Below are 22,374 nucleotides of genomic sequence, written 5' to 3'. Positions count from 1 at the left end.
CGTGACCGTCTGGAGCCAGCTCGTCGGGCAGGAGCACGCCATCGGCGCCCTGCAGGACGCCTCGACCCCCCGCGACGAGCGCGGTCGCGAGTCGTCCGCGATGACGCACTCGTGGCTGATCACCGGCCCGCCCGGATCAGGGCGCTCCAACCTCGCCTACGCCTTCGCCTCCGCTCTGCTGTGCCGTCGCGGCGGCTGCGGCGAGTGCCCCGACTGCCGGCAGGTGGCGGCGCGGTCGCACCCCGACCTCTCCGACCTCAGCACCGAGCGCGTGATCATCTCGATCGACGAGGTGCGGCGCCTGGTCGCGAGCTCGCAGTACTCGCCCTCGGTGTCGCGCTACCGCGTGATGGTCATCGAGGACGCCGACCGCATGGCCGAGCGCACCTCCAACGTCCTCCTGAAGGCGCTCGAGGAGCCGCCGGAGCGCACCGTCTGGATCCTCTGCGCCCCGAGCGAGGCCGATCTGCTGCCGACGATCCGCTCGCGGGTGCGCTCCGTGCGCCTCCGGGTCCCGAGCGTCGACGATGTCGCCGGGCTGCTCGAGCGCCGCGACGGAGTCGATGCCGCGACCGCCGAGCGCGCCGCCCGCCAGGCGCAGAGCCACATCGGCATGGCGCACCGCCTCGCCACGAACGCCAATGCACAGGAGCGACGCGACGAGACCCTCCGGATCGCCCTCGGTCTGCGCGGAGTGTCGGACGCCGTCCTCGGCGCCGCCCGGCTCATCGAGGTCGCCACCGACGACGCGAAGGCGATCACGCTCGAGCGTGACGAGGTCGAGCGGCAGCAGGCGCTGCGCTCCCTCGGCGTCGAGGCGGGCGGCACGGTCCCCGCCCAGCTGCGGTCGCAGCTCCGGGCGCTCGAGGAGGACCAGAAGCGGCGCGCGACGCGCAGCCTCCGCGACGGTCTCGACCGCATCCTCGTCGATCTGCTGTCGCTCTACCGCGACATCGTCCGCCTCCAGCTCGGTGCGCCGGGCGGGGTCATCAACGAGGAGGTCCGCGCCGAGATGACCGCGATCGCCGAGTCGACCTCTCCCGAGCGCACGCTCGCGGTGCTCGACGCCGTCCAGGAGGCGCGCGAGCGCATCGACGCCAACGTCTCGCCGGTGCTCGCCCTCGAGGCGATGCTCGTCGTGGCCGCCCGCCGCCCGGTGGCCGCGTGAGGCGCGCCCGGCGGGGTGCGGCGGTCGCCGTGGTCGTCGCGGTCTCGGCTCTGCTCACCGCCTGCTTCGCGCCCGGAGGACCCTCGGCCGAGCGCACGTCGACACCCGCCCCGCAGGCCGTCGCCGCCGATCTCGAGCCCTACTACGGCCAGGTCCTCGTGTGGGACGACTGCGGCGAGGGCGCCCAGTGCACCGACGCGACCGTACCGCTCGACTGGAGCGACCCCGCCGGCGAGACCGCGACGATCGCCCTGGTGCGCCGGCCGGCGACCAGCGGCACCGCCCTCGGCTCCCTCCTCGTCAACCCGGGCGGACCGGGCGGCTCGGGGGTCGACTTCATCCGCGACAGCGCCGACTACGCGGTCGACGAGGAGCTCGCGGCCGACTACGACATCGTCGGCTTCGACCCGCGCGGAGTCGGCGCCTCGAGCGCCGTGTCGTGCCTCGACGACGCCGGGCTCGACTCCTACCTCTACGACATCGTGCCGGGCGAGCGCGGCGGAGACGAGTGGATCGCCGCCCAGCGTGCCGGCTCCGCGGAGTTCGCCGCCGCCTGCCAGGAGCGCACCGGCGCTCTGCTCGGCGAGGTGGGCACGCCGAACGCGGCGCGCGATCTCGACGTGCTCCGCGCCGCGCTCGGCGACGAGACGCTGAACTACCTCGGCTACTCCTACGGCACCTTCCTCGGCGCGACCTACGCGGGGCTCTTCCCCGACCGCGTCGGCCGCCTCGTGCTCGACGGCGCGATCGACCCGGCCGCCTCCTCGCTCGACGTGGTCCGCGAGCAGGCGAAGGGGTTCGAGAGCGCCCTGCGCGCCTACGTCACCGACTGCCTCGGCTCGGACGACTGCCCCTTCACCGGATCGGTCGACGACGGCCTGGCCGAGGTGCGCGAGCTGCTCGACACCGTCGACGCCTCGCCGATCCGCGCGGCCGATGGGCGGCAGCTCGGATCGAGCACGCTGCTGACCGCGATCGTCTACCCGCTCTACGACGCCGCGGGCTGGAGTGCGCTCAGCGAGATGCTGACCGACGTCGAGCAGGGCGGGGCCGAGATCGCCTTCCAGTACGCCGATGCGTACAACGGCCGAGGCGCCGACGGGCGCTACACCGACAACGCGACCGAGGCGTTCCTCGCGATCAACTGCGTCGACTACGCGTACGACGGAGACACCGCGGCGATGCGCGCCGACGCGGCCGCCCTCGAGGAGGCGGCGCCCACGATCGGACGCTACATGGCCTACGGCGACATCCTCTGCAGCGAGTGGCCGGTGGCCTTCGAGGGCTCGCGCGAGCCCATCGCGGCCGACGGTGCCGCGCCGATCCTGGTCGTCGGCACGACCAACGACCCCGCGACCCCCTACGTCTGGGCGCAGGCCCTCGCCGGCCAGCTCGCCGACGGCCACCTCGTCACCTACACGGGCGAGGGCCACACCGCCTACAACAAGTCGAACTCGTGCGTGAACGACGCGGTCGACGCGTATCTGCTCGAGGGCGTCGTTCCCGAGGAGGATCCCCGATGCTGAGCGAACAGGGCCGTCGAGCCGCGCGGACCCCGATAGAGAGCGCGGCGCGCGAGCAGCCGGGGCTCCGGGAGCGCAAGCGGATCGCCACGCGTCGCAGCATCGAGATCGCGGTGCTCCGGCTTGCGAGCGAGCGCGGCCCCGACCGGGTCACCATCGAGGACGTCTCCCGGCTCGCCGACGTCTCGACCCGCACCTTCTTCAACTACTTCACCTCGAAGGAGGACGCCCTGGTGGGCGGGCTCCCGGCGATCACCGACGAGACGGCGGCGACGTTCCTCGAGGGCACCGGGCCGATCCTCGACGACCTCCAGCCGGTGTTCGTCGCCGCGATGGAGGAGCCGCTGGAGGAGGACCGCGAGCTGCACCTGCTCCGCCGCGCGCTCTTCCGCGACCACCCGCACCTCGTCGGCCTCAAGATCGCCGGGATGCGCGAGTTCGAGGTCGCGGTCGAAGGGCTGGTCGCCGAGCGGATCCGGCGGGACGAGTCGGACCCGGAGCGTGTCGTGAACCGCGCGCGGATGCTGACCCTCCTGGGTCTGGCCGCCATGCGGCACGCCTGGGCGGGCTGGGTCGACCACGACGGTCGCGACGCCCTCCCGGGGCTCGCGGCCCGCTCCTTCGACGAGCTGCGCGCCGCTCTGTCCTGAGGCCTTCGTCACGGCGCCGCCACCGGTGCGCACGTCCGTCCGCGAGCAGGCTATGCTGTGTAATCGTGTCCGGGGCCTGCCTCGCGTGCACGCCGCCTTAGCTCAGTCGGTAGAGCGTCTCACTCGTAATGAGAAGGTCGTCGGTTCGATTCCGACAGGCGGCTCCGTCTCCCCTCCTCGCAGCAGTTCCCCTCCTTGCAGCGGGGCCTCCTCCGCGGTCGATCCTCCACAGCCCTGATCGCGGGCCCGTCCTCCCCGCGCCGCGGTGAGGCCCAGGGCTCGCCCGGGAGGCGCGGCTACCCTGGGACGGATGACCGACACGCCTCCCCGACGCAGGCCGTGGCTCCTCGTGGCCGCGGCGGTGCTGGCTCTCGCCCTCCTGGCTGCGGGTGCTTTCGGCGCGGGGACGGCGCTCGGGCGGAACGCCTCGTCGACGATCGCGCCGACCGCCTCGGCCCCGACGATCTCGAGCACGCCCACTCCCACTCCGACCCCGACGGCGCGACCGACCGGAGCCGCGACGGCCGAGGCGCTGCGCACCTGCTCCGTCGTGGAGTCGGCCGCCGATCCGCGCCTGGGGTCGATGCAGGCCCGCGTGGTCGATGCGGCGACGGGCGAGGTGCTCTTCGATCGCGGGGGTGGGACGGCCTCGCGGACGGCCTCGGCGCTCAAGATCCTGACCGCGGCCTCGGCGCTCGCGGTGCTCGGCCCCGACACCCGGATCGCCACGACCGTCGTCCGCGGCGCCGAACCGGGGAGCATCGTGCTCGTCGGCGGGGGAGACCTGACGCTCAGCCGCCTGCCGAGCGGGCAGGAGTCGTTCTACACCGGAGCCGCGCACCTCGACGATCTCGCCGCGCAGGTCGAGCGCGCGTGGGACGCCGACCCGTCGACGGCCGGCACGTCGATCACGTCGGTCGTCCTCGACGCCTCCCTCTACTCGGGCGACACCTGGCAGCCGAGCTGGAACCGCAAGGAGCAGACCGACGGCTACATGCCCGAGATCACGGCGCTGCAGGTCGACGGCGACCGCGCGGATCCGACGGCCTCGACCTCGACGCGCGGCACCGATCCCGTCGGGCGCGCCGGCACGGCGTTCGCCGCCGAGCTCTCGGGCGATCCCGCGATCTCGACCGGAACGGCCCCGGCGGGTGCGGCGGTGCTCGGCACGGTCGAGTCGGCACCGGTGCGCGACCTCGTGCAGCAGATGCTGCTCGTGTCGGACAACGCGATCGCCGAGATGCTCGCGCGACTCGTCGCGATCCGCACCGGGGCCGGCAACGACTTCGGCGCCGAGCAGGCCGGCGTCCTGCAGGGTCTGGCCGGCTACGGAGTGGACACGGCCGGCATCACGATCGCCGACGGCTCGGGCCTGAGCGACGACAACGCGGTCGCCCCCGCCTACTTCACCTCGCTGCTGCGCAAGGTCAAGGCCAGGGAGGGCGAGCTCGGCATCGTCCTCGACGGACTCCCGGTCTCGGGGCGCACCGGCTCGCTCGCGTACGCCGACCGCTTCGCAGGCGACAACGCCGTCGCCGACGGTGCGGTGCTGGCCAAGACCGGCTGGATCGACACCGGCTACACCCTCGCCGGCGTCGTCACCGCGCAGGACGGCACCGTGCTGACCTTCGCCGTCTATGCGCTCGGCGAGGTCTCCGACTCGGCGAAGACCGCGATCGACACGCTGGTCACCGGGTTCTACCGCTGCGGCGGCTCGCTCTCCGACTCCTGACCCCCCGACTTCGAACGAGAGGACCCCGATGACCACGGCACTGCTGATCGTCGACGTGCAGAACGACTTCACCGAGGAGGGCGCGCTCGCTGTCGCCGGCGGCACCCGCGTGGCGTCCGGGGTGAGTGCGCACCTCATCGCCCACGGCGACCGCTACGACACCGTGCTCGCCTCGCGCGACTGGCACGACGGCGGCTCGGACAACGGCGGGCACTTCGCCGAGACTCCCGACTTCGTCGACACCTGGCCGGTGCACTGCGTCGCGGGCACCCCCGGCGCCGAGTACCACCCGAGCCTCGACCTCGACCTGATCGACGTGCACATCCGCAAGGGTCAGGGCCGCCCGTCGTACTCGGCTTTCGAGGGGACGACGACCGACGGAGAGGCCGTACCGGACCTGCTCGGCCGTCTCGGCGTGACTCGGCTCGATGTGGTGGGTCTCGCCACCGACTACTGCGTGCGCGCCTCGGCTCTCGACGCCCGGAGCGCGGGGCTCGAGGTGCACGTGCTCGACGACCTGGTCGAGGGGGTCTCGTCGGAGGCGAGCGCCGCCGCCCTGCGCGAGCTCGCCGACGCGGGGGTCGTCGTCGAGCCGTCGGCCTGACGGCCACCGCCGTAGACTGGGCTCCCCTCCTGCGCGGTCCGCGCATCCCGTCTCCCGAGCCCCTGTTCAGAGAGAGAGCCGTGCCGTGTCCGCTTCCGTCGAGGCCTCAGAGGCCGCCCTCCTCGCCCGCGTCCCCGCGCAGCTGTTCATCGGCGGAGCCTGGGTCGATGCGAGCGGCGGCCGGACGATCGACGTCGAGGACCCGGCGACCGGGGCGACGATCCGCACCATCGCCGACGCGACTCCCGAGGACGGCCTGCGCGCTCTCGACGCCGCGGTGGCCGCGGGGGAGTCGTGGGCGGCGACGGCGCCCCGCAGGCGCGGTGAGATCCTCCGCCGCGCCTTCGACCTGCTGCAGGAGCGCAAGGACGAGTTCGCGCTGCTGATGACCCTCGAGATGGGCAAGCCGTTCGCGGAGGCGCTCGGCGAGGTGGCCTACGGAGGCGAGTTCCTCCGCTGGTTCAGCGAGGAGGCCGTGCGGATCTCGGGACGCTACGGCGTCAGCCCAGAGGGCACCGGGCGGATGATCGTCTCGCAGCACCCCGTCGGACCCTGCTACCTCATCACGCCGTGGAACTTCCCGCTCGCCATGGCCACCCGCAAGATCGCCCCGGCGCTCGCCGCCGGCTGCACGGTCGTCGTCAAGCCGGCCGAGCTCACCCCGCTCACCACCCTCGCCCTGGCGGCGCTGCTCGCCGAGGCCGGCGTTCCCGACGGAGTCGTCAACGTCGTGACCACCTCGTCGGCAGCCGCGCTGTCGGAGCCGATCATGAGCGATCCGCGGCTGCGGAAGGTCTCGTTCACGGGGTCGACCCCGGTCGGGCAGACGCTGCTGAAGCAGGCCTCCGCGAACGTCCTGCGGACCTCGATGGAGCTCGGCGGCAACGCGCCGTTCGTCGTCTTCGAGGACGCCGACCTCGGCAAGGCCGTCGACGGGGCGATGCTCGCCAAGTTCCGCAACATCGGCCAGGCCTGCACAGCGGCGAACCGCTTCTTCGTGCACGAGTCGATCGCCGAGGAGTTCGCCGCGCGCCTGACGGAGCGGGTCGCCGCTCTGCGCGTGGGCCGCGGCACCGAGGACGGAGTCACCATCGGCCCGCTCATCGACGACCGCGCGGTCGCGAAGGCGGAGTCCCTCGTGGAGGACGCGGTCGGCCGGGGCGCCCGGGTCAGGATCGGCGGGCACGGCATCGAGCGCAGCGGTCACTTCTACGAGCCCACGGTGCTGTCGGACGTCGACGGCGGCAGCGAGATCCTGCGCACCGAGATCTTCGGCCCGGTCGTGGCGATCGTGCCGTTCCGCGACGAGGACCACGCGGTCGCCCTCGCCAACGACACCGAGTTCGGCCTCGTCTCGTACGTCTTCACCAGGGACCTGGCGCGCGGCCAGCGGATGATCGAGCGCCTCGCCACCGGCATGATGGGCCTGAACATCGGCGTCGTCTCGAACGCCGCCGCGCCCTTCGGCGGCGTGAAGCAGTCGGGTCTCGGCCGCGAGGGCGGACTCGAGGGCATCCACGAGTACCTCAGCACGAAGTACACGCTCACCCCCGACCCGTTCGCCTGATCCCGCGATGCCGCCGACGGAGGTCCGCTCGCTCGACGACCCGCGACTGCGCGACTACGCTCACGCGACCGACGTCGCGCTGAAGAACGCGCGCGGTCCGCACGGGATCTACATCGCGGAGTCGGCGCTCGTGCTCGAGCGCGCCCTCGCGGCCGGCCACCGGCCCCGCTCGGTCCTCGCGCTCGGCGGATCGGCGGACGAGGCCGCTCGCCTCGTCGAGGGGTCCGACGCCCCCGTGTTCACCGGCCCCGCCCAGCTGCTCGCGGAGCTGACCGGCTACACCCTGCACCGCGGGCTGGTCGCGGCGATGGAGCGGCCGCCGCTCCCCGATCCTGCGGCGCTGGTGGCGGGGGCGCGCCGAGTGGTGGTGCTCGAGGACGTCGTCGATCCGACCAATGTCGGCGCGATCTTCCGGTCGGTCGGCGCAATCGGCGCCGACGCCGTCCTCGTCACGCCGCGCTGCTCCGACCCGTTCTACCGTCGCGCCATCCGCGTCAGCATGGGCACGGTGCTGCAGGTCCCGTGGACGCGGGTCGGCGGCTGGGACGAGACGGCGGCGCTCCTGCACTCCGCCGGCTTCACGATCGCGGCCATGGCGCTCACCCCGGAGGCGGTGCCATTGCGCGACTTCGCGGCGACGGCTCCCGAGCGGGTCGCCCTGGTCCTCGGCACGGAGGGAGCCGGACTCACCGCCGAGGCGCTCGCCGCGGCCGACGTCGCCGTGCAGATCCCGATGCGGCACGGCATCGACTCGCTCAACGTCGCGGCGGCCAGCGCCGTGGCGATGTGGGCGCTGGCGGCACCCTCCTAGGAGGGTGACCGGATCGCGCCGCGGCACCTCGCCGGAGGGAGCGCTGCGCTACGCTCGCAGCCATCCTGTCGGCGCCGAATCGAGCGAGGTCCCCCATGCCCGATCGAAGCGCGCGCGAGCGCACCGAGGCCCGTCGCTCGGCCAGGCGCCGCGCGAGTCGCGCGCTGCCGCCCCTCGTCGCGGTGCTCCTCGCGCTCACGGCCTGCACCGCGCCTCCCGCCGAGGTGCCCGACGACGCGGTGATGAGCCCCGGCACCTCCGCGCCGGCGGTCACGATCGCACCGACCGGCGGACTCGGGGCCGGCGGCGACGAGCTGACGCAGCGGATCACGCTCTGCCTCGCCCGGTACGGACTCGGCGAGCGGCCGTCCCCGCCGGACGAGTCGGCGAGCTCGGAGGAGCAGATGGCGGTGCAGCAGCAGATCGACACGTACGACGCGACCCTCACCGACTGCTCGGCCGAGGCGCTCGGGACGAACCGTCCGAGCGCGACCCCCTCCTCCTGATCATGCGGCCGGAGGGGATGTCCGCGCTGGTCGCCGGCGGCGCCTCCGGCCTGGGTGCCGCCACTGCGACGGCCCTGCTCGACGCCGGGGCCCGGGTGAGCGTCCTCGACCTCCCCGACGCCGTCGCGGCGGCCCGGCTCCCCGACTCCGTGACGCTGATCGCCGGAGACGTGCTCGACTCCGACGCCGTCGCGCGGGCGATCGAGGCGTCGGGGGAGCTGCGGATCGCGGTGGTCTGCGCGGGGATCGCGACGCCGGGCCGGCTCCTCGGCCGCGACGGCCCGCTCGCCCTCGAGGCGTTCGAGCGCGTGCTCCGGGTCAACACGGTGGGCACGCTGAACGTGCTGCGGCTCGCGGCGGCGGCGATCGCCGAGCGGGAGCCGATCGACGGCGAGCGAGGGGTGCTCGTCACCACCTCGTCGATCGCGGCCTTCGAGGGGCAGATCGGCCAGGCGGCCTACGCGGCGTCGAAGGGGGCTGTCGCCGCGCTCACGCTGCCGCTCGCGCGGGAGCTGGCCGAGACGCTCATCCGCGTCGTCTCGATCGCGCCGGGCACCTTCGACACCCCCCTGCTCGCAGGCCTGCCGGAGCGGGCGCGCACCGCCCTCGGATCCGCGACGCCGCATCCCGCCCGCCTCGGTCGCCCCGCGGAGTTCGCCGCGCTCGTGCGCCACGTGATCGAGAACCCGATGCTCAACGGCGAGGTCGTGCGCCTCGACGGAGCGCTGAGGCTGCCGCCGCGCTGAGCCCGATCAGACCAGCAGCTGGTGCTTCGCCAGGTCGCGGTAGAGCGGAGTCGACTCGACGAGCTCGGAGTGGGTGCCGACTCCGACGACCTCGCCCTTGTTCAGCACGACGATCCGATCGGAGTCGACGACGGTCGAGAGCCGGTGGGCGATGACGAGCAGGGTCCGGTTCTCGGCGACCGCGTCGATCGCGAGGCGGAGGCGCTGCTCGTTCAGCCCGTCGAGGCTCGAGGTCGACTCGTCGAGCAGCAGGATCGGCGGCGCGGCCAGGAGCGCGCGGCCGATCGCGAGGCGCTGGCGCTCGCCTCCGGAGAGCATCACGCCGCTCTCGCCGACGGGAGCGCCGAGACCGAGCGGGTTGCGTTCGAGCACGTCGGTGAGGTTGACGGCCTCGAGCACGCGCAGGCAGTCGGCGTCGTCGGCGTCGGGGCGGCCGAGGACGAGGTTCTCGCGGATGGTGCCGGCGAGCACGGGCGCGTCCTGCTCGACGTAGCCGATCTGCGCGCGGAGGGCGTCGCGGTCGATCGCGGTGATGTCGACTCCGCCCAGGCGCACGACGCCCGCCTCCGGGTCGTAGAAGCGCTCGATGAGCGCCAGGATCGTGCTCTTGCCGGCGCCCGAGGGGCCGACGAGGGCCGTGCGCTTGCCGCGCGGGACGGTGAAGGAGACGCCGCGCAGCACCGTGCGGTCGCCGTCGTCGGCCGCCTCGTCCGTCAGCGCGCGGGGATCGTACGAGAAGACCACGTCGTCGAAGGAAAGGGCGTCGGCGGACACTCCGGCGCCGAGTCCGCCGGCCGAGGTGTCGCCGTCGCCCTCGATCGGGAGGTCGATGATCTCCTGGATGCGCCCGAGCGCACCGAGGGCGGAGTTGACCGAGGTGATCGCGCCGATGAAGTTGCCCAGCGGCATCACCATCATGAAGAGGAAGAGGATGAACGAGACCAGCTGGGCGATGTCGATCGCGCCGGACGCGACGCGGTAGCCGCCGACTCCGAGGACCGCGAGGAACGCGACCTGCAGGGCGATCCCGGCGACCGGGACGACGAGGGCGGAGACGTGCGCGACGCGCAGGCCGAGTCGGTACGCCTCCGTCGCGTGCGAGTCGACCACGGCGATCTCGCGATCGGTGGCGCCGGCCGCGCGGATCGTGCGCACCGCGCTGATGGCGCGCTCGACGGAGGCGGCGAGGTCGCCGACCTTCTCCTGGGCCTTGCGGCTCGCCGTGCGGATGCCCCGGCCGAGCGTGAGCGCGAGGGTGAGGGCCGCGGCGACCACCGCGACGATGATGAGCAGCAGGACCCAGTCGATGATCGCCATGGCGATGATGGCGCCGACGAAGACGAGCGAGCCCGCGATGGAGTCGACGAGCCCCTGGGTCAGCACGGCGCGCAGCAGGGTGGAGTCGGAGCCGACCCGCGAGACGAGGTCTCCGGTGCGGCGGGCGTCGAACTCGCGGATGGGCAGGCGCAGCAGCCGCGCCACGATGCGCCGGCGGCTCGAGAGCACGATGCCCTCGCCGGTGCGCTGGAGGAGGTAGTGCGCGAAGCCCGAGATGAGGCCCGAGACGATCACCAGACCGGCGAGCCCCCAGACGAGCGGGCCGAGGTCGAGGCCGTCCTGGACACGGGTGATGACCTGGCCGACGAGGAGCGGCTGCGCGAGGCTCGCCGCGGCGCCGATCAGGCTGAGGACGACGACGACCGACAGGATGCCGCGGTGCTCGAGCAGGTAGGGGACGAGCTGCGAGAAGGAGGCGCGCGGTCCGTCGTCCTTCTTCGCGCGGCCGGGCCGCCGGGGGGTGGTGCTGCTCATCGCTCGTCCGTCCTCGCTCATCGTGCCGTCGTCCATTCTGCCTGCTGGTCGCTGCGAGACGGCGGGGTGGGGTCGTCCTGGGGCTCGGACTCGCGAGCCCCCGGAGACGCGTCCGGCCCGCCGGGTGCACCGACGGGCCGGACGAACGGGAGCAGCCTCCTACGACACGTTGTCGTGGTAGGCCATGTGCTGCGTCTCCTTCGAGAGCAGCAGCGCGATCAGCGTCAGCACGCCGGCGCCGCTGAGGTAGAGGCCGACCAGGACGGGGCTGCCGCCGGCCGACTGCCAGAGCGCGACCGCGATGATCGGGGCGAGTGCCGCTCCGAGGATCGACGCCAGGTTGTAGGCCATCGCCGAGCCGGTGTAGCGGACGTTGGTCGGGAACAGCTCGGGCAGCACGGCGCCCATCGGTCCGAAGGTCAGGCCCATCAGGGTGAAGCCGAGGATCAGCACGGCCATCACGCCGACGAAGCCGCCGCCGAAGAGCGGGACGAACAGGAGGCCGAAGACGATGATCGCGGCGGTGACCGTGAGGAGCGTCCTGCGGCGGCCGTACTTCTCGGCGAGCGGACCCGAGACCAGCGTGAAGACGCCGAAGAACACGACTCCGACGATCAGCATGATCAGGAAGTCGTTGCGGGTGTAGCCCAGGCCCGGGGTGGGGCCGTCCGTCGGAGTCGTGCCGTAGGTCAGCGTGAACGTGGTCATCAGGTAGAAGAGCACGTAGGTCGCGAGCATGATGAACGTGCCCAGGATGAGCGGGCGCCAGCTGGTCTTGAAGACGCGCGCGAGGGGCAGCTTGGCCACCTCTCCGCTGTCGACGACCTTCTGGAACGCGGGGGTCTCGACGAGCTTGAAGCGCACGTAGAGGCCGATGATCACGAGCACGGCGCTCGCGAGGAACGGCACGCGCCAGCCCCACGCCATGAACGTCTCGTCGCTCATCGTGCTGGCGAGCACGAGGAAGAGCACGTTGGCGACGATGAAGCCGATCGGGGCGCCGAGCTGCGGGAAGGTGCCGTAGATCGCGCGCTTCCCGGCAGGCGCGTTCTCGGTCGCGAGCAGCGCTGCCCCCGACCACTCGCCGCCGAGCCCGAGGCCCTGGCAGAAGCGCATGACGACGAGCAGGAGCGGGGCGAGGAACTCCCAGCCGGGCGTGAGCGCGGTCGGCAGGCAGCCGATCAGGAAGGTCGCGACGCCCATGGTGAGCAGGGAGGCGACGAGCGTGCCCTTGCGGCCGACCCGGTCGCCGAAGTGGCCGAAGATGATCGACCCGATCGGGCGCGCGATGAACGCGACTCCGAAGACCGCGAAGGAGGCGAGGAGGGCGACGGCCGGGTCCTCGTTGACGAAGAAGAGGGTCGGGAAGACCAGGACCGCGGCGGTCGCGTAGGCGTAGAAGTCGTAGAACTCGATCGACGTGCCGATGAGGCTCGCGAGGATCACGCGCCCGCGGGAGTTCTGCGGGGCGGAGGGAGCGTCGGCGGTGGCAGGGGAAGAGGACATGGAAGGCAGGGAGCTCCGATAGACGAGGATCCCGGAGCGGCGGGCGGGCGTCGATCAGGCGCCGCGGGCCGCGAGGGGAGGAAGAGTAGAGCCGCTCGTGACGACCCGACCACATTACTCCGTGTTCTCCCAGCTTGGGGCGTCGGCGGCCCTACGAAGGGGGCCGCCGACGCCGCCGATCAGCCGCGCAGCGAGCGGAGGAGGATCGCGGTGGCGACCGCCGCCTCCGCCGCCTCGCGGCCCTTGTCCTCCTTCGAGCCGGGGAGGCCCGCCCGGTCGAGGCCCTGCTGCTCGGTGTCGAGGGTCAGCACGCCGAAGCCGACGGGCTTGCCGGTCTGGATCGAGACGTTCGTCAGGCCCGAGGTCGCCGCGTCGGAGACGTACTCGAAGTGCGGGGTGCCGCCGCGGATGATGACGCCGAGGGCGACCACCGCGTCGGCGCCCGCCTCGAGCGCGACCTTCGAGGCGACCGGAAGCTCGAACGAGCCGGGCACGCGCACGAGCGACCAGGAGGCGCCCGTCTCGTCGAGCGCGCGGCTCGCGCCCGCGATCAGGCCGTCGCTGATCTGCTCGTGCCAGGTTCCGGCGATGACGACGATGCGCAGGCCTGAGCCGTCGATCGCGGAGGTGGTGGGTGCGCCGCTACCGGCCATGGTGCTACTCCTTCGTACGGGCGGCGCCGGCGATCCCGGCGTCGAGGTGGTCGAGGTGGTCGAGGGTGAAGTCGTGGCCCATCCGGTCGCGCTTGGTCGCGAGGTAGCCCTCGTTGAACGCGCCGACGCCGACCACGAGCGGGACGCGCTCGGAGACGGTGATGCCGCGGTCGGTGAGCTGGCGCACCTTCTCGGGGTTGTTGGTGAGCAGGCGGACGTCCGAGATCCCGAGGTCCTCGAGGATCCCGGCGGCGGCTCCGTAGTCGCGCGCGTCGGCGGGGAGGCCGAGCGCCAGGTTCGCGTCGAGCGTGTCGAGGCCGTCGTCCTGCAGGCGGTAGGCGCGCAGCTTGTTGATCAGCCCGATGCCCCGGCCCTCGTGCCCGCGGAGGTACACGACGACTCCGCCGTCGCGCTGCACCGTGTCGAGAGCCGCGTCGAGCTGCGGGCCGCACTCGCACCTGAGCGAGCCGAACGCCTCGCCGGTGAGGCACTCGGAGTGGACCCGCACCAGCGTGGGACGCCCGGCGCCCACGGTCCCCGCGACGATCGCGACGTGGTCGGCGCCCGTCTGGCGGTCGCGGTAGGCGCGCATCCGGAACGGCCCGTGGGTGGTCGGCACGACCGTCTCGACCTCGAAGCTCACCCGGGCGCTCTCGGGCACCGGCACGGCGAGGGGGACCTCGGCGTCGCAGTGGAACTCCTGCAGGTACGCGATCAGCGCGGCGACGGTGGTCACGGGGACGTCCTCGCGCTCGCCGAGGGCGATCAGACCCGGGAGGCGCATCATCTCGCCGTCCTCGGCCACGATCTCGGAGATGGCGGCGACGGGGTAGAGGCCGGCGAGCTTCATCAGGTCGACGGCGGCCTCGGTGTGGCCGTCGCGCTCGCGGACCCCGCCCTCGACGGCGCGCAGCGGCAGGATGTGGCCGGGGCGGTGCAGTCGCGAGGGTGTCGCCTCCGGATCGGCGAGGACCCGGAGGGTGTGCGCGCGGTCGGAGGCGCTGATGCCGGTCGAGAGGCGGTCGGCGGCGTCGACCGAGAGCGTGTAGGCGGTGCCGCGCGGATCCTCGTTGTCCACGACCATCAGCGGCAGCTCGAGGCGGTCGGCGATCTCGTTCGTCATCGGGGCGCAGATGAATCCGGAGGAGTTGCGCACCATCCAGGCGATCGTCTCCTGGCTGGCGAGCTGCGCCGAGACGATGACGTCGCCCTCGTTCTCGCGACCCTCGTCGTCGGCGACGATGATCGGCCGGCCGGCGCGCAGCGCCTCGACGGCCTCGGGGATGCTGGAGAGAGTCATTTCCCACCTCCGGGAAGGGTGACGGCGTGCAGCGCGAGCATCCGCTCGACGTGGCGCGCCAGGATGTCGGTCTCGATGTTGACCCGCTCGCCGATCGCGCGCGCGCCGAGGGTGGTGGCCGCGAGGGTCTCGGGGATGAGCGAGACCTCGAACCACTGGTCGGCCTCGGTCGCCGGGCTGATCGCCGAGACGGTCAGCGAGACTCCGTCGACCGCGATCGAGCCCTTGTCGGTGACGAGCGGAGCGGCCTCGGGAGGGAGCGAGAAGCGGAGGACCCGCCACGCGTCTCCGGGAGTGATCGACAGCAGCGTCGCCGTGCCGTCGATGTGGCCCTGCACGATGTGGCCGCCGAGGCGGTCGCCGACGAGGGCCGCCCGCTCGAGGTTCACGGAGTCGCCCACGGCCACGCCGTCGAGGGTCGACATCCGGAGGGTCTGCGCCATCACGTCGGCGGTGAAGCCGTCGGCCGACTGGTCGACGACGGTGAGGCAGACGCCCGAGACCGCGATGGAGTCGCCGTGGCGCGCCCCCTCGACCGCGAGCGGGCCGCGCACCGTCAGCCGGATCGCTTCGGCTCCCGCATCGATCGCCGTGACGACGCCGATCTCCTCGATGATTCCGGTGAACATCAGGTCTCCTTCTGCAGGACGGGTGAGGGGCGGGCGGCGACCAGGAGGTCGTCTCCGAGGATCTCGACGGAGCGGAGCTCGAGGCGGTGGGCCCCGGTGATGCTGTGGACACCCAGGTCGTCGAGGGCGAGGCGGGGGCCGCCCAGCAGCGCCGGAGCGAGGTAGACGAGGAACTCGTCGACGAGGCCGTCGGTCACGAGCGCGGAGGCGAGGGTCGGCCCGCCCTCGACGTAGACGTGGCGCACCTCGGCCTCGTAGAGGCGGTCGAGCACGGCGGCGAGGTCGTGGGTGCGCTCGAGGATCGGCGGGTGCGGATGGGCGAGCACGCGGGCGTCGGCGGGGACGGCGCGTCGGCCGACGACCACCGGGACCGGCTGGTCGGGCAGCAGCTCGCCCGCGTCGCCCCGCGCGGTGAGGCTCGGATCGTCGGCGAGCACGGTGCCGGTGCCGACGAGGATCGCGTCGGCCGCCCCGCGCTGCTCGTGCACCCGCTGCCGGGCCGCGGTGCCCGTGATCCAGCGGCTGCTGCCGTCGGCGGCGGCGGTGCGACCGTCGAGCGTCGACGCCCACTTGAGGGTGACCCAGGGGCGGCGGCGGCGGGTCGCGGTGAGCCAGACGTGCAGGAACTCCTCCGCCTCGTCGGCGAGGACGCCCTCGACCACCTCGACGCCCGCCGCGCGCAGGGTCTCGGCACCGCCGGAGGAGCGGTCGCCGGGATCGCCGACGGCGTAGACCACCCGGGTGACGCCGGCATCGATCAGCGCGCGGCTGCAGGGACCGGTGCGGCCGGTGTGATTGCAGGGCTCGAGCGACACGACGGCGGTGGCTCCGGCGGCGGCGCCGGGAGCGAGGCCCGAGAGGGCGTCGACCTCGGCGTGGGCGGTGCCGGCGCCGTGGTGCCAGCCCTCGGCCAGCACGGTGCCGTCGGGCGCGAGGATGACGCAGCCGACGCGCGGGTTCACCCCGCGGGCGGGCCCGTGCTCGGCGAGTGCGAGCGCCCTGCGCATCGCGTGCTCGAAGTCGATCGTCATTCCCGGTCTTCCGTTCGTCGCCGAACTCCGGGGTGCGATCGGCGGCGCGCGGGCACCGTCGACAGGCGCCGCGCTCGCGCGCGACGCTCGTGCTGCCTCCCATCCGGACTTTCACCGTCGGTCCCGGAGTTCCACCAGGTCAACCGCCTCTCACCGAAGTGGTCAGCGGCTCGCGGACTGTCACCGCCGGTTCGGACTCTCACCGACCCCGGAGCACGTTCTATCTCTCTCACCCTAGTCAACGCGGCTGGGAGTGCCGTATTCCGTCGTCATGAGGAGGCCGGGGGAGCGGCGGAGAGGCGATGCTGACGTCGGTGGACCTCAGAGACGAAGACCTTTTGCGTGCTGCCCCCCCTCGCTGATCGAGTAGCCCGCGCAGCGGGCGTATCGAGATCCATGTCCGTCAGAAGGCCGGGGCAGAAGGCGCATCTGCTGACGCAGGTGGGTCTCGATACGCCCCTCCGGGGCTACTCGACCAGCATGGGGAGGCACCGGGGCGGGGCGGGTCGCCCGCGCGTCCGAGTGAGCCCGCGCACACCCCCGGGCTACCCTCGGCCAGGTGGATGACGACAGGTACGGGCGTGACGTGCTCGCGGGCGACTGGCGGGCGAAGAACAAGGTCGAGGTCGCGGTGGTCGAGGCCGTGCGCGATCTCGTGGTCGAGGAGGTCGCCTCCGGATTCGTGGGCGCCGTCGTCGGCGTGGAGCTGCGGATGGTGAAGCTCGAGGACCGCTTCGGCAAGGTCCGCGTGTTCCCGATCGGCCCGGGATTCCTGATCGACGGCAAGCCGGTGTCGCTCAAGGCGCCGGGGCTCAAGCGCGACGCGAACCTCGGGCGGGCGCGCTCCGCCTCCGGGTCGTTCCACGTCGCCGAGGCGAAGGCGCGCGTGGCGCTGCCGAGCCGCATCTACGTCGAGGGCCGGCACGACGCCGAGCTCGTCGAGAAGGTCTGGGGACACGATCTGCGGATCGAGGGCGTCGTGGTCGAGTACATCGAGGGCGTCGACAACCTCGACGAGCTCGTGCGCGCGTTCCGGCCGGGCCCGGGCCGCCGCATCGGCGTGCTCGTCGACCACCTCGTCCGCGGCTCGAAGGAGTCGCGCATCGCCGACGCGGTCGCGGCGGGCCCGCACGGCGCGCACGTCCTCGTCGTCGGGCACCCCTACGTCGACGTCTGGCAGGCGGTGAAGCCCGCGCGGGTCGGGCTCGAGCGCTGGCCCGAGATCCCGCGCTCGGTCGAGTGGAAGCACGGCATCTGCGCGGCGCTCGGCTGGCCGCACGAGGAGCAGGCCGACATCGCTCGCGCGTGGCAGCGGATCCTCGGGCAGGTGCGGACCTTCCAGGACCTCGAGCCGGCCCTGCTCGGCCGGGTGGAGCAGCTGATCGATTTCGTGACGGAGCCGGCGTGAGCCGCCGCGCGTGGCTCGGCCTCGGGATCGACGTCGCGCTCGTCGTCGTCTTCGTCCTGATCGGGCGGCGCAGTCACGACGAGGGGTCGGAGGCCGCCGGGTTCGTGGTGACCCTCTGGCCGTTCCTCGTCGGGCTCCTGGCCGGCTGGCTCCTCTCCCGCTCGTGGCGGGCGCCCGACCGGATCGTGCCCGCGGGCCTCGTGGTCTGGGCGACGACGGTGATCGGCGGCATGCTGCTGCGGATCGCCTCCGGGCAGGGGGTGCAGTGGAGCTTCGTGATCGTCACGACGCTCGTGCTCGCCGCGTTCCTGCTCGGGCGCCGCGTGCTGACGCGGCGGGTGGGTCGGCGCTGAGGCTCAGCCCAGCACGCGGACCCCGAAGTGCTGCGCGAACAGCGGCAGCATCAGGCCGAGCTGAAGCTCGGTGAGGGCGGCTCCCCGGAGGCCGTCGAGCCCGCCCAGCACGTGCAGCTCGGCTCCGCGCAGGTCGAGGTCGTCGATCCGCGCATTCGGCAGCTCGAGCGAGCGGACGTCGCAGTCGACGAACGCCACCCGCGAGCCGCTCGCGCCGCCGAGGTCGAGCTCGTCGATCGTGCAGCGCTCGAAGACCACGTCGCGCAGGGCCGCGCCGCGCAGGTTGACGTAGCCGAGCTTGCAGTCGGCGACGCGCACCTGCTCGAAGGTGCTCTCGTAGAGCTCGGCCGAGCCGAGGCGGGAGGCGAGCAGCTCGACCGAGCGCCAGCGACTCCGCGGTGCCGAGAGCCCCGGCACGTCGAGCCGCTCGAGGCGCGACTCGACGACGGAGGCGGCGCGCAGCTGCGCCCGGTCGAGCAGCGCGCCGTCGAGCACGCACTCGCTGAAGGAGGAGGCGGTCAGGTCGACCGCCGAGAGGTCGACGTCGGTGAAGCGCAGCCCCTCCGCGTGCTCGCGGGCGCCGAGGTCGCCGGCGTACCCCTCGGCGAGGTCGTCGAGGACGAGCGGATCGAGTCGGGGAGCGGGGATCGCGGCGCGCATCCGGGGAGCCTACGCGCCCTGGGGGGCCGGGCGGTGGCACGATGTGGGGATGCCCCGACTCCTCGCCGTGTGCCGTGTCGACCGCCTGCTGCCCGACTCCGGGAGCGTGGGGGTGACCGCGATCGACAAGCGCCCCGTCGAGGGTCCCGTCGTCGTCCGCGATCTCGGTCTCTACGCGGATGTGCAGGCCGACCGCGCTCACCACGGCGGTGAGGCGAAGGCGCTCTACGCCTACTCGGAGCAGGACGCCCAGTGGTGGGGCGAGCGGCTCGGCCGGGCGACGCCTCCGGGGTTCTTCGGCGAGAACCTGCGCACCGAGGGACTCGACCTCTCGGACGCCGTGATCGGCGAGCGCTGGCGGATCGGCGAGCGCGTCGAGGTCGAGGTGACGATGCCGCGTACTCCGTGCGCCACCTTCCAGCGGCACCTCGACGAGCCGCAGTGGGTGAAGCGCTTCGCCGAGGAGGGTCGTACGGGCGCCTACCTGCGGGTGCTGCACCGCGGCTCCGTCGAGGCGGGCGACCCCATCGAGGTGCTGTCGCGCCCCGGCCGCGGCGTGCCGCTGCGCCGCTGGTTCGTCGAGCGCCGCGCCGACGACGCGCAGACGCTCCTCGACGCCGACGCGGCGGGTGAGCTGCAGCTCGCCGAGGCCCTCCGCCCGTACCTCCAGCGCGCCCTGGCCTGACGCGACCTCACCGGTTCGTCGCGCCCGTCGCCAGGGGACCCCGAACCGTCGAGGCCGCCCGGGACGGCGGGCTCCCTCGACGGTCCGCGGCTCCCTCGGCGTGCGCTCCCGCCCAGCCTTCGCTGATCGAGTAGCCGCGGAACGCGGCGTATCGAGATCCACGTCCGTCAGAAGGGCAGGGCAGAAGCCTGATCTGCTGACGCTGTGGGTCCCGATACGCCCCTCCGGGGCTACTCGACCAGCATGGGTGGCGACGTGCGCCGACTTCCCCGCTCGAGAAGCAGGTTCAGGGCCTCGGGCGTCAATGACCTCCCCCCGCGAGCGATTCGTCGAATCGCGTGCCAAGCGATTCGACGCAGCGAACGCAACCCGCTCTTGGGGACCCGGCCGCTCCGAGAAGCCGACTGCGGGAGGGGCGGCGGGGACGCCCCTCCGGGGAAAGCGCGCGAGGATGGGGGGATGACCCCGACGCTGCTCGAACGCATGCCGACGCCCGATGCCGACGGGCGCGTCGACGACGACGCGGTGTACCTGGCGTTCACGGAGTGGGCCGAGGCGCGCGGGCTGCCGCTGTATCCGGCGCAGGACGAGTCGATGATCGAGATCGCGTCGGGGGCGAACCTGATCCTGTCGACGCCGACCGGCACCGGCAAGTCGCTCGTGGCGATCGGGGCGCACGCGGCGGCGCTCGCGAACGGCCGGCGCAGCTACTACACGGCGCCGATCAAGGCGCTGGTCTCCGAGAAGTTCTTCGCGCTGGTCGACGTGTTCGGGGCGTCCAACGTCGGGATGGTGACGGGCGACTCCTCCGTGAACCCCGATGCGCCGATCATCTGCTGCACGGCCGAGATCCTGGCGAACCTCGCGCTGCGGCACGGCGCCGAGACCGATGTCGACCAGGTCGTGATGGACGAGTTCCACTTCTACGCCGACCCGTCACGCGGCTGGGCGTGGCAGGTACCGCTGCTGACCCTCCCGCACGTGCAGTTCGTGCTGATGTCGGCGACCCTGGGCGACGTGACGGCGCTCGCCGCCGACCTCACCCGGCGCACCGGGCGCGAGACGGCCCGCGTGACCGGTGTCGAGCGACCCGTGCCGCTGCACTACTTCTACGAGATCGCGCCGATCCACGACTCGATCGAGGAGCTGCTGTCGACGAACCAGTCGCCGGTGTACGTCGTGCACTTCTCGCAGGCGGCGGCGCTCGAGCGCGCCCAGGCGCTGACGAGCGCGAACATCGCCAGCCGCGAGCACCGCGACCGCATCGCGGAGGTGATCGGAGGCTTCCGCTTCACGACCGCGTTCGGCAAGACGCTCTCGCGGCTGCTGCGGCTGGGCATCGGCGTGCACCACGCCGGCATGCTGCCCAAGTACCGCCGCCTGGTCGAGCAGCTCGCGCAGCAGGGCATGCTGCGGGTCATCTGCGGCACCGACACCCTGGGCGTCGGCATCAACGTGCCCATCCGCACCGTGCTGCTCACCGCGCTGACGAAGTACGACGGCACCCGGATGCGCCAGCTCTCGGCCCGCGAGTTCCACCAGATCGCGGGGCGCGCCGGCCGCGCGGGCTACGACACCGCGGGCACCGTGGTGGTGCAGGCGCCCGAGCACGAGTCCGAGAACCGGAAGGCTCTCGACAAGATGGGCGACGACCCCAAGAAGCGGCGCAAGTGGGTCGCGAAGCGCGCGCCGCAGGGCTTCATCAGCTGGGGCGAGCCGAGCTTCCGCAAGCTGGTCGACGCCGAGCCCGAGACCCTCACCTCGCACATGACGATCACCTCGGCGATGCTGCTGAACGTGATCGCGCGCGGCGGCGACGCCTACGCGAACGTGCACTCCCTGATCTTCGACAACCACGAGCCGTGGCGGAGGCAGCTCACGCTCGCGCGCCGCGCGCTCGGCATCTACCGCACCCTCCGCGAGGCGGGAGTGGTCGAGCAGAGCGTCGGCGAGGACGGCGTGGTGCGGATCCGCCTCACCGTCGATCTGCAGCCCAACTTCGCGCTCAACCAGCCCCTGTCGCCGTTCGCGCTCGCCGTCTTCGACGTGCTCGACCCCGAGTCGCCGAGCTTCGCGCTCGACGTGATCTCGGTGCTCGAGGCGACCCTGGACGACCCGCGGCCGATCCTCGGCGCCCAGCAGTTCCAGGCGCGCGGCGAGGCGGTCGCGGCGATGAAGGCCGAGGGGATCGAGTACGAGGAGCGGATGGAGCTGCTCGAGGGCGTCACGCATCCCAAGCCCCTCGACGAGCTGCTCGAGGCGATGTTCGCCACCTACACGTCCGTGCAGCCGTGGGTGCGCGACTTCGAGCTCTCGCCCAAGTCGGTCGTCCGCGACATGTACGAGCGGGCGATGTCGTTCGGCGAGTACACCGCCTTCTACAAGCTCTCCCGCTCGGAGGGCCTCGTCCTGCGCTACCTGTCGGACGCCTTCCGCGCGGCCCGGCAGACGATCCCCGACGAGCTCAAGAACGAGGAGCTGCACGACCTGATCGAGTGGCTCGGCGAGCTGGTGCGCCAGGTCGACTCGTCGCTGGTCGACGAGTGGGAGGAGCTGATCAACCCGACCCTGCACGCGGCCGACCAGTCGATCGTGCCGCCGGCTCCGCGCCGCCTCACGGCCAACCACCGCGCGTTCCGGGTGCTGGTGCGCAACGAGCTGTTCCGCCGCGTGACGCTCGCGGCCCTCGACGACCATGAGGCGCTGGGCGAGCTCGACGCAGGCTTCGGAGCCGACGCCTGGGGTGCGGCTCTCGACGACTACTACGACGAGCACGACAGCATCGGCACCGGCTCCGACGCGCGCGGTCCGTCGATGCTGCTGGTGACGGAGGAGGCGACGCAGTGGCGCGTCCGCCAGATCCTCGACGACCCGGCGGGCGACCACGACTGGGGCATCTCGGCCGTCGTCGACCTCGCCGAGTCGGACGAGGCCGGTGCGGCCGTCGTCCGCATCACCTCGGTCGGGCGTCTGGACGGCACGGTCTGAGCGGCGTCGAGCCCCGCCGAGCAGGATCCGCTCGCGACGGCG

At 72.8% G+C, this 22,374-nt stretch carries 20 protein-coding genes, 1 tRNA gene and 1 riboswitch; of the genes, 14 read left to right on the top strand and 7 right to left on the bottom strand.

Annotated features, from left to right (window positions below; translation table 11 throughout):
* The first annotated feature begins 1 nt into the window (after window position 1).
* From GRS92_RS14355 to GRS92_RS14310, 10 genes are all read left to right on the top strand, one after another.
* On the top strand, window positions 2-1,168 hold the full coding sequence (locus GRS92_RS14355; protein ID WP_159857548.1) for a DNA polymerase III subunit delta': 1,167 nt from the start codon (window positions 2-4) through the stop codon (window positions 1,166-1,168).
* Complete coding sequence (locus tag GRS92_RS14350; RefSeq protein WP_159857546.1) at window positions 1,165-2,694, top strand: alpha/beta hydrolase; 1,530 nt, start codon at window positions 1,165-1,167, stop codon at window positions 2,692-2,694. The genes GRS92_RS14355 and GRS92_RS14350 overlap by 4 nt, the downstream gene beginning before the upstream one ends.
* Window positions 2,688-3,341: a TetR/AcrR family transcriptional regulator gene (locus GRS92_RS14345; protein ID WP_159857541.1), complete on the top strand. Its 654-nt coding sequence runs from the start codon at window positions 2,688-2,690 to the stop codon at window positions 3,339-3,341. The genes GRS92_RS14350 and GRS92_RS14345 overlap by 7 nt, the downstream gene beginning before the upstream one ends.
* Window positions 3,342-3,432: 91 nt before the next feature.
* Window positions 3,433-3,505 (top strand) — tRNA-Thr (locus tag GRS92_RS14340).
* Window positions 3,506-3,651: 146 nt separating this feature from the next.
* On the top strand, window positions 3,652-5,073 hold the full coding sequence (gene dacB, locus GRS92_RS14335) for a D-alanyl-D-alanine carboxypeptidase/D-alanyl-D-alanine endopeptidase (RefSeq protein WP_159857539.1): 1,422 nt from the start codon (window positions 3,652-3,654) through the stop codon (window positions 5,071-5,073).
* A gap of 28 nt (window positions 5,074-5,101) precedes the next feature.
* Window positions 5,102-5,677: an isochorismatase family protein gene (locus GRS92_RS14330; protein WP_159857537.1), complete on the top strand. Its 576-nt coding sequence runs from the start codon at window positions 5,102-5,104 to the stop codon at window positions 5,675-5,677.
* Window positions 5,678-5,762: 85 nt separating this feature from the next.
* On the top strand, window positions 5,763-7,244 hold the full coding sequence (locus GRS92_RS14325; protein WP_159857535.1) for an NAD-dependent succinate-semialdehyde dehydrogenase: 1,482 nt from the start codon (window positions 5,763-5,765) through the stop codon (window positions 7,242-7,244).
* Between the two features lie 7 nt (window positions 7,245-7,251).
* The gene (locus tag GRS92_RS14320) at window positions 7,252-8,055 is read left to right on the top strand and encodes a TrmH family RNA methyltransferase (RefSeq protein ID WP_159857533.1); all 804 of its coding nucleotides are present in this window, start codon (window positions 7,252-7,254) and stop codon (window positions 8,053-8,055) included.
* 95 nt (window positions 8,056-8,150) lie between these two features.
* Window positions 8,151-8,561 (top strand): hypothetical protein, encoded by a 411-nt coding sequence (locus GRS92_RS14315; protein WP_159857531.1) that lies wholly within the window; start codon window positions 8,151-8,153, stop codon window positions 8,559-8,561.
* A 17-nt stretch (window positions 8,562-8,578) separates the two neighbouring features.
* Complete coding sequence (locus GRS92_RS14310) at window positions 8,579-9,307, top strand: SDR family NAD(P)-dependent oxidoreductase (protein WP_442966239.1); 729 nt, start codon at window positions 8,579-8,581, stop codon at window positions 9,305-9,307.
* A 6-nt stretch (window positions 9,308-9,313) separates the two neighbouring features.
* Here GRS92_RS14310 and GRS92_RS14305 read toward each other — a convergent pair whose 3' ends face one another.
* From GRS92_RS14305 to ribD, 6 genes are all read right to left on the bottom strand, one after another.
* On the bottom strand, window positions 9,314-11,119 hold the full coding sequence (locus tag GRS92_RS14305) for an ABC transporter ATP-binding protein (RefSeq protein ID WP_159857527.1): 1,806 nt from the start codon (window positions 11,117-11,119) through the stop codon (window positions 9,314-9,316).
* A 159-nt stretch (window positions 11,120-11,278) separates the two neighbouring features.
* Window positions 11,279-12,625: an MFS transporter gene (locus GRS92_RS14300; protein WP_159857525.1), complete on the bottom strand. Its 1,347-nt coding sequence runs from the start codon at window positions 12,623-12,625 to the stop codon at window positions 11,279-11,281.
* A gap of 179 nt (window positions 12,626-12,804) precedes the next feature.
* Window positions 12,805-13,278 (bottom strand): 6,7-dimethyl-8-ribityllumazine synthase, encoded by a 474-nt coding sequence (gene ribH / locus GRS92_RS14295; protein ID WP_159857523.1) that lies wholly within the window; start codon window positions 13,276-13,278, stop codon window positions 12,805-12,807.
* 4 nt (window positions 13,279-13,282) lie between these two features.
* On the bottom strand, window positions 13,283-14,578 hold the full coding sequence (gene ribA, locus GRS92_RS14290) for a GTP cyclohydrolase II (RefSeq protein ID WP_159857521.1): 1,296 nt from the start codon (window positions 14,576-14,578) through the stop codon (window positions 13,283-13,285).
* Window positions 14,575-15,207, bottom strand: a complete 633-nt coding sequence (locus GRS92_RS14285) for a riboflavin synthase (protein WP_159857519.1) — start codon at window positions 15,205-15,207, stop codon at window positions 14,575-14,577. Before GRS92_RS14285 ends, ribA begins: the two co-directional genes overlap by 4 nt.
* On the bottom strand, window positions 15,207-16,238 hold the full coding sequence (gene ribD, locus GRS92_RS14280) for a bifunctional diaminohydroxyphosphoribosylaminopyrimidine deaminase/5-amino-6-(5-phosphoribosylamino)uracil reductase RibD (RefSeq protein WP_235022043.1): 1,032 nt from the start codon (window positions 16,236-16,238) through the stop codon (window positions 15,207-15,209). Before ribD ends, GRS92_RS14285 begins: the two co-directional genes overlap by 1 nt.
* Window positions 16,239-16,324: 86 nt before the next feature.
* A riboswitch (FMN riboswitch) is annotated at window positions 16,325-16,458 on the bottom strand.
* A gap of 339 nt (window positions 16,459-16,797) precedes the next feature.
* Between ribD and GRS92_RS14275 the strand changes: the two genes are divergently transcribed.
* Both GRS92_RS14275 and GRS92_RS14270 read left to right on the top strand, forming a co-directional pair.
* Window positions 16,798-17,646, top strand: coding sequence for a DUF3097 domain-containing protein (locus GRS92_RS14275; protein WP_204162406.1), 849 nt, complete (start codon window positions 16,798-16,800; stop codon window positions 17,644-17,646).
* On the top strand, window positions 17,643-17,999 hold the full coding sequence (locus GRS92_RS14270; RefSeq protein WP_159857517.1) for a DUF3054 domain-containing protein: 357 nt from the start codon (window positions 17,643-17,645) through the stop codon (window positions 17,997-17,999). Before GRS92_RS14275 ends, GRS92_RS14270 begins: the two co-directional genes overlap by 4 nt.
* Window positions 18,000-18,002: 3 nt before the next feature.
* Here GRS92_RS14270 and GRS92_RS14265 read toward each other — a convergent pair whose 3' ends face one another.
* Entirely contained in the window at window positions 18,003-18,659 is a 657-nt protein-coding gene (locus tag GRS92_RS14265; RefSeq protein WP_159857515.1) for a pentapeptide repeat-containing protein, read from the bottom strand.
* Window positions 18,660-18,708: 49 nt separating this feature from the next.
* Between GRS92_RS14265 and GRS92_RS14260 the strand changes: the two genes are divergently transcribed.
* Together GRS92_RS14260 and GRS92_RS14255 are read left to right on the top strand one after the other, a co-directional pair.
* On the top strand, window positions 18,709-19,344 hold the full coding sequence (locus GRS92_RS14260) for an MOSC domain-containing protein (RefSeq protein WP_159857513.1): 636 nt from the start codon (window positions 18,709-18,711) through the stop codon (window positions 19,342-19,344).
* 459 nt (window positions 19,345-19,803) lie between these two features.
* Window positions 19,804-22,332: a DEAD/DEAH box helicase gene (locus GRS92_RS14255; RefSeq protein WP_159857511.1), complete on the top strand. Its 2,529-nt coding sequence runs from the start codon at window positions 19,804-19,806 to the stop codon at window positions 22,330-22,332.
* Window positions 22,333-22,374 lie beyond the last annotated feature (42 nt).

It is taken from the genome of Rathayibacter sp. VKM Ac-2754, assembly GCF_009807095.1.
Lineage (GTDB): Bacteria > Actinomycetota > Actinomycetes > Actinomycetales > Microbacteriaceae > Rathayibacter.
Note: the sequence above shows the minus strand (reverse complement) of the source record. Positions and strands in the feature narration are given on the sequence as shown.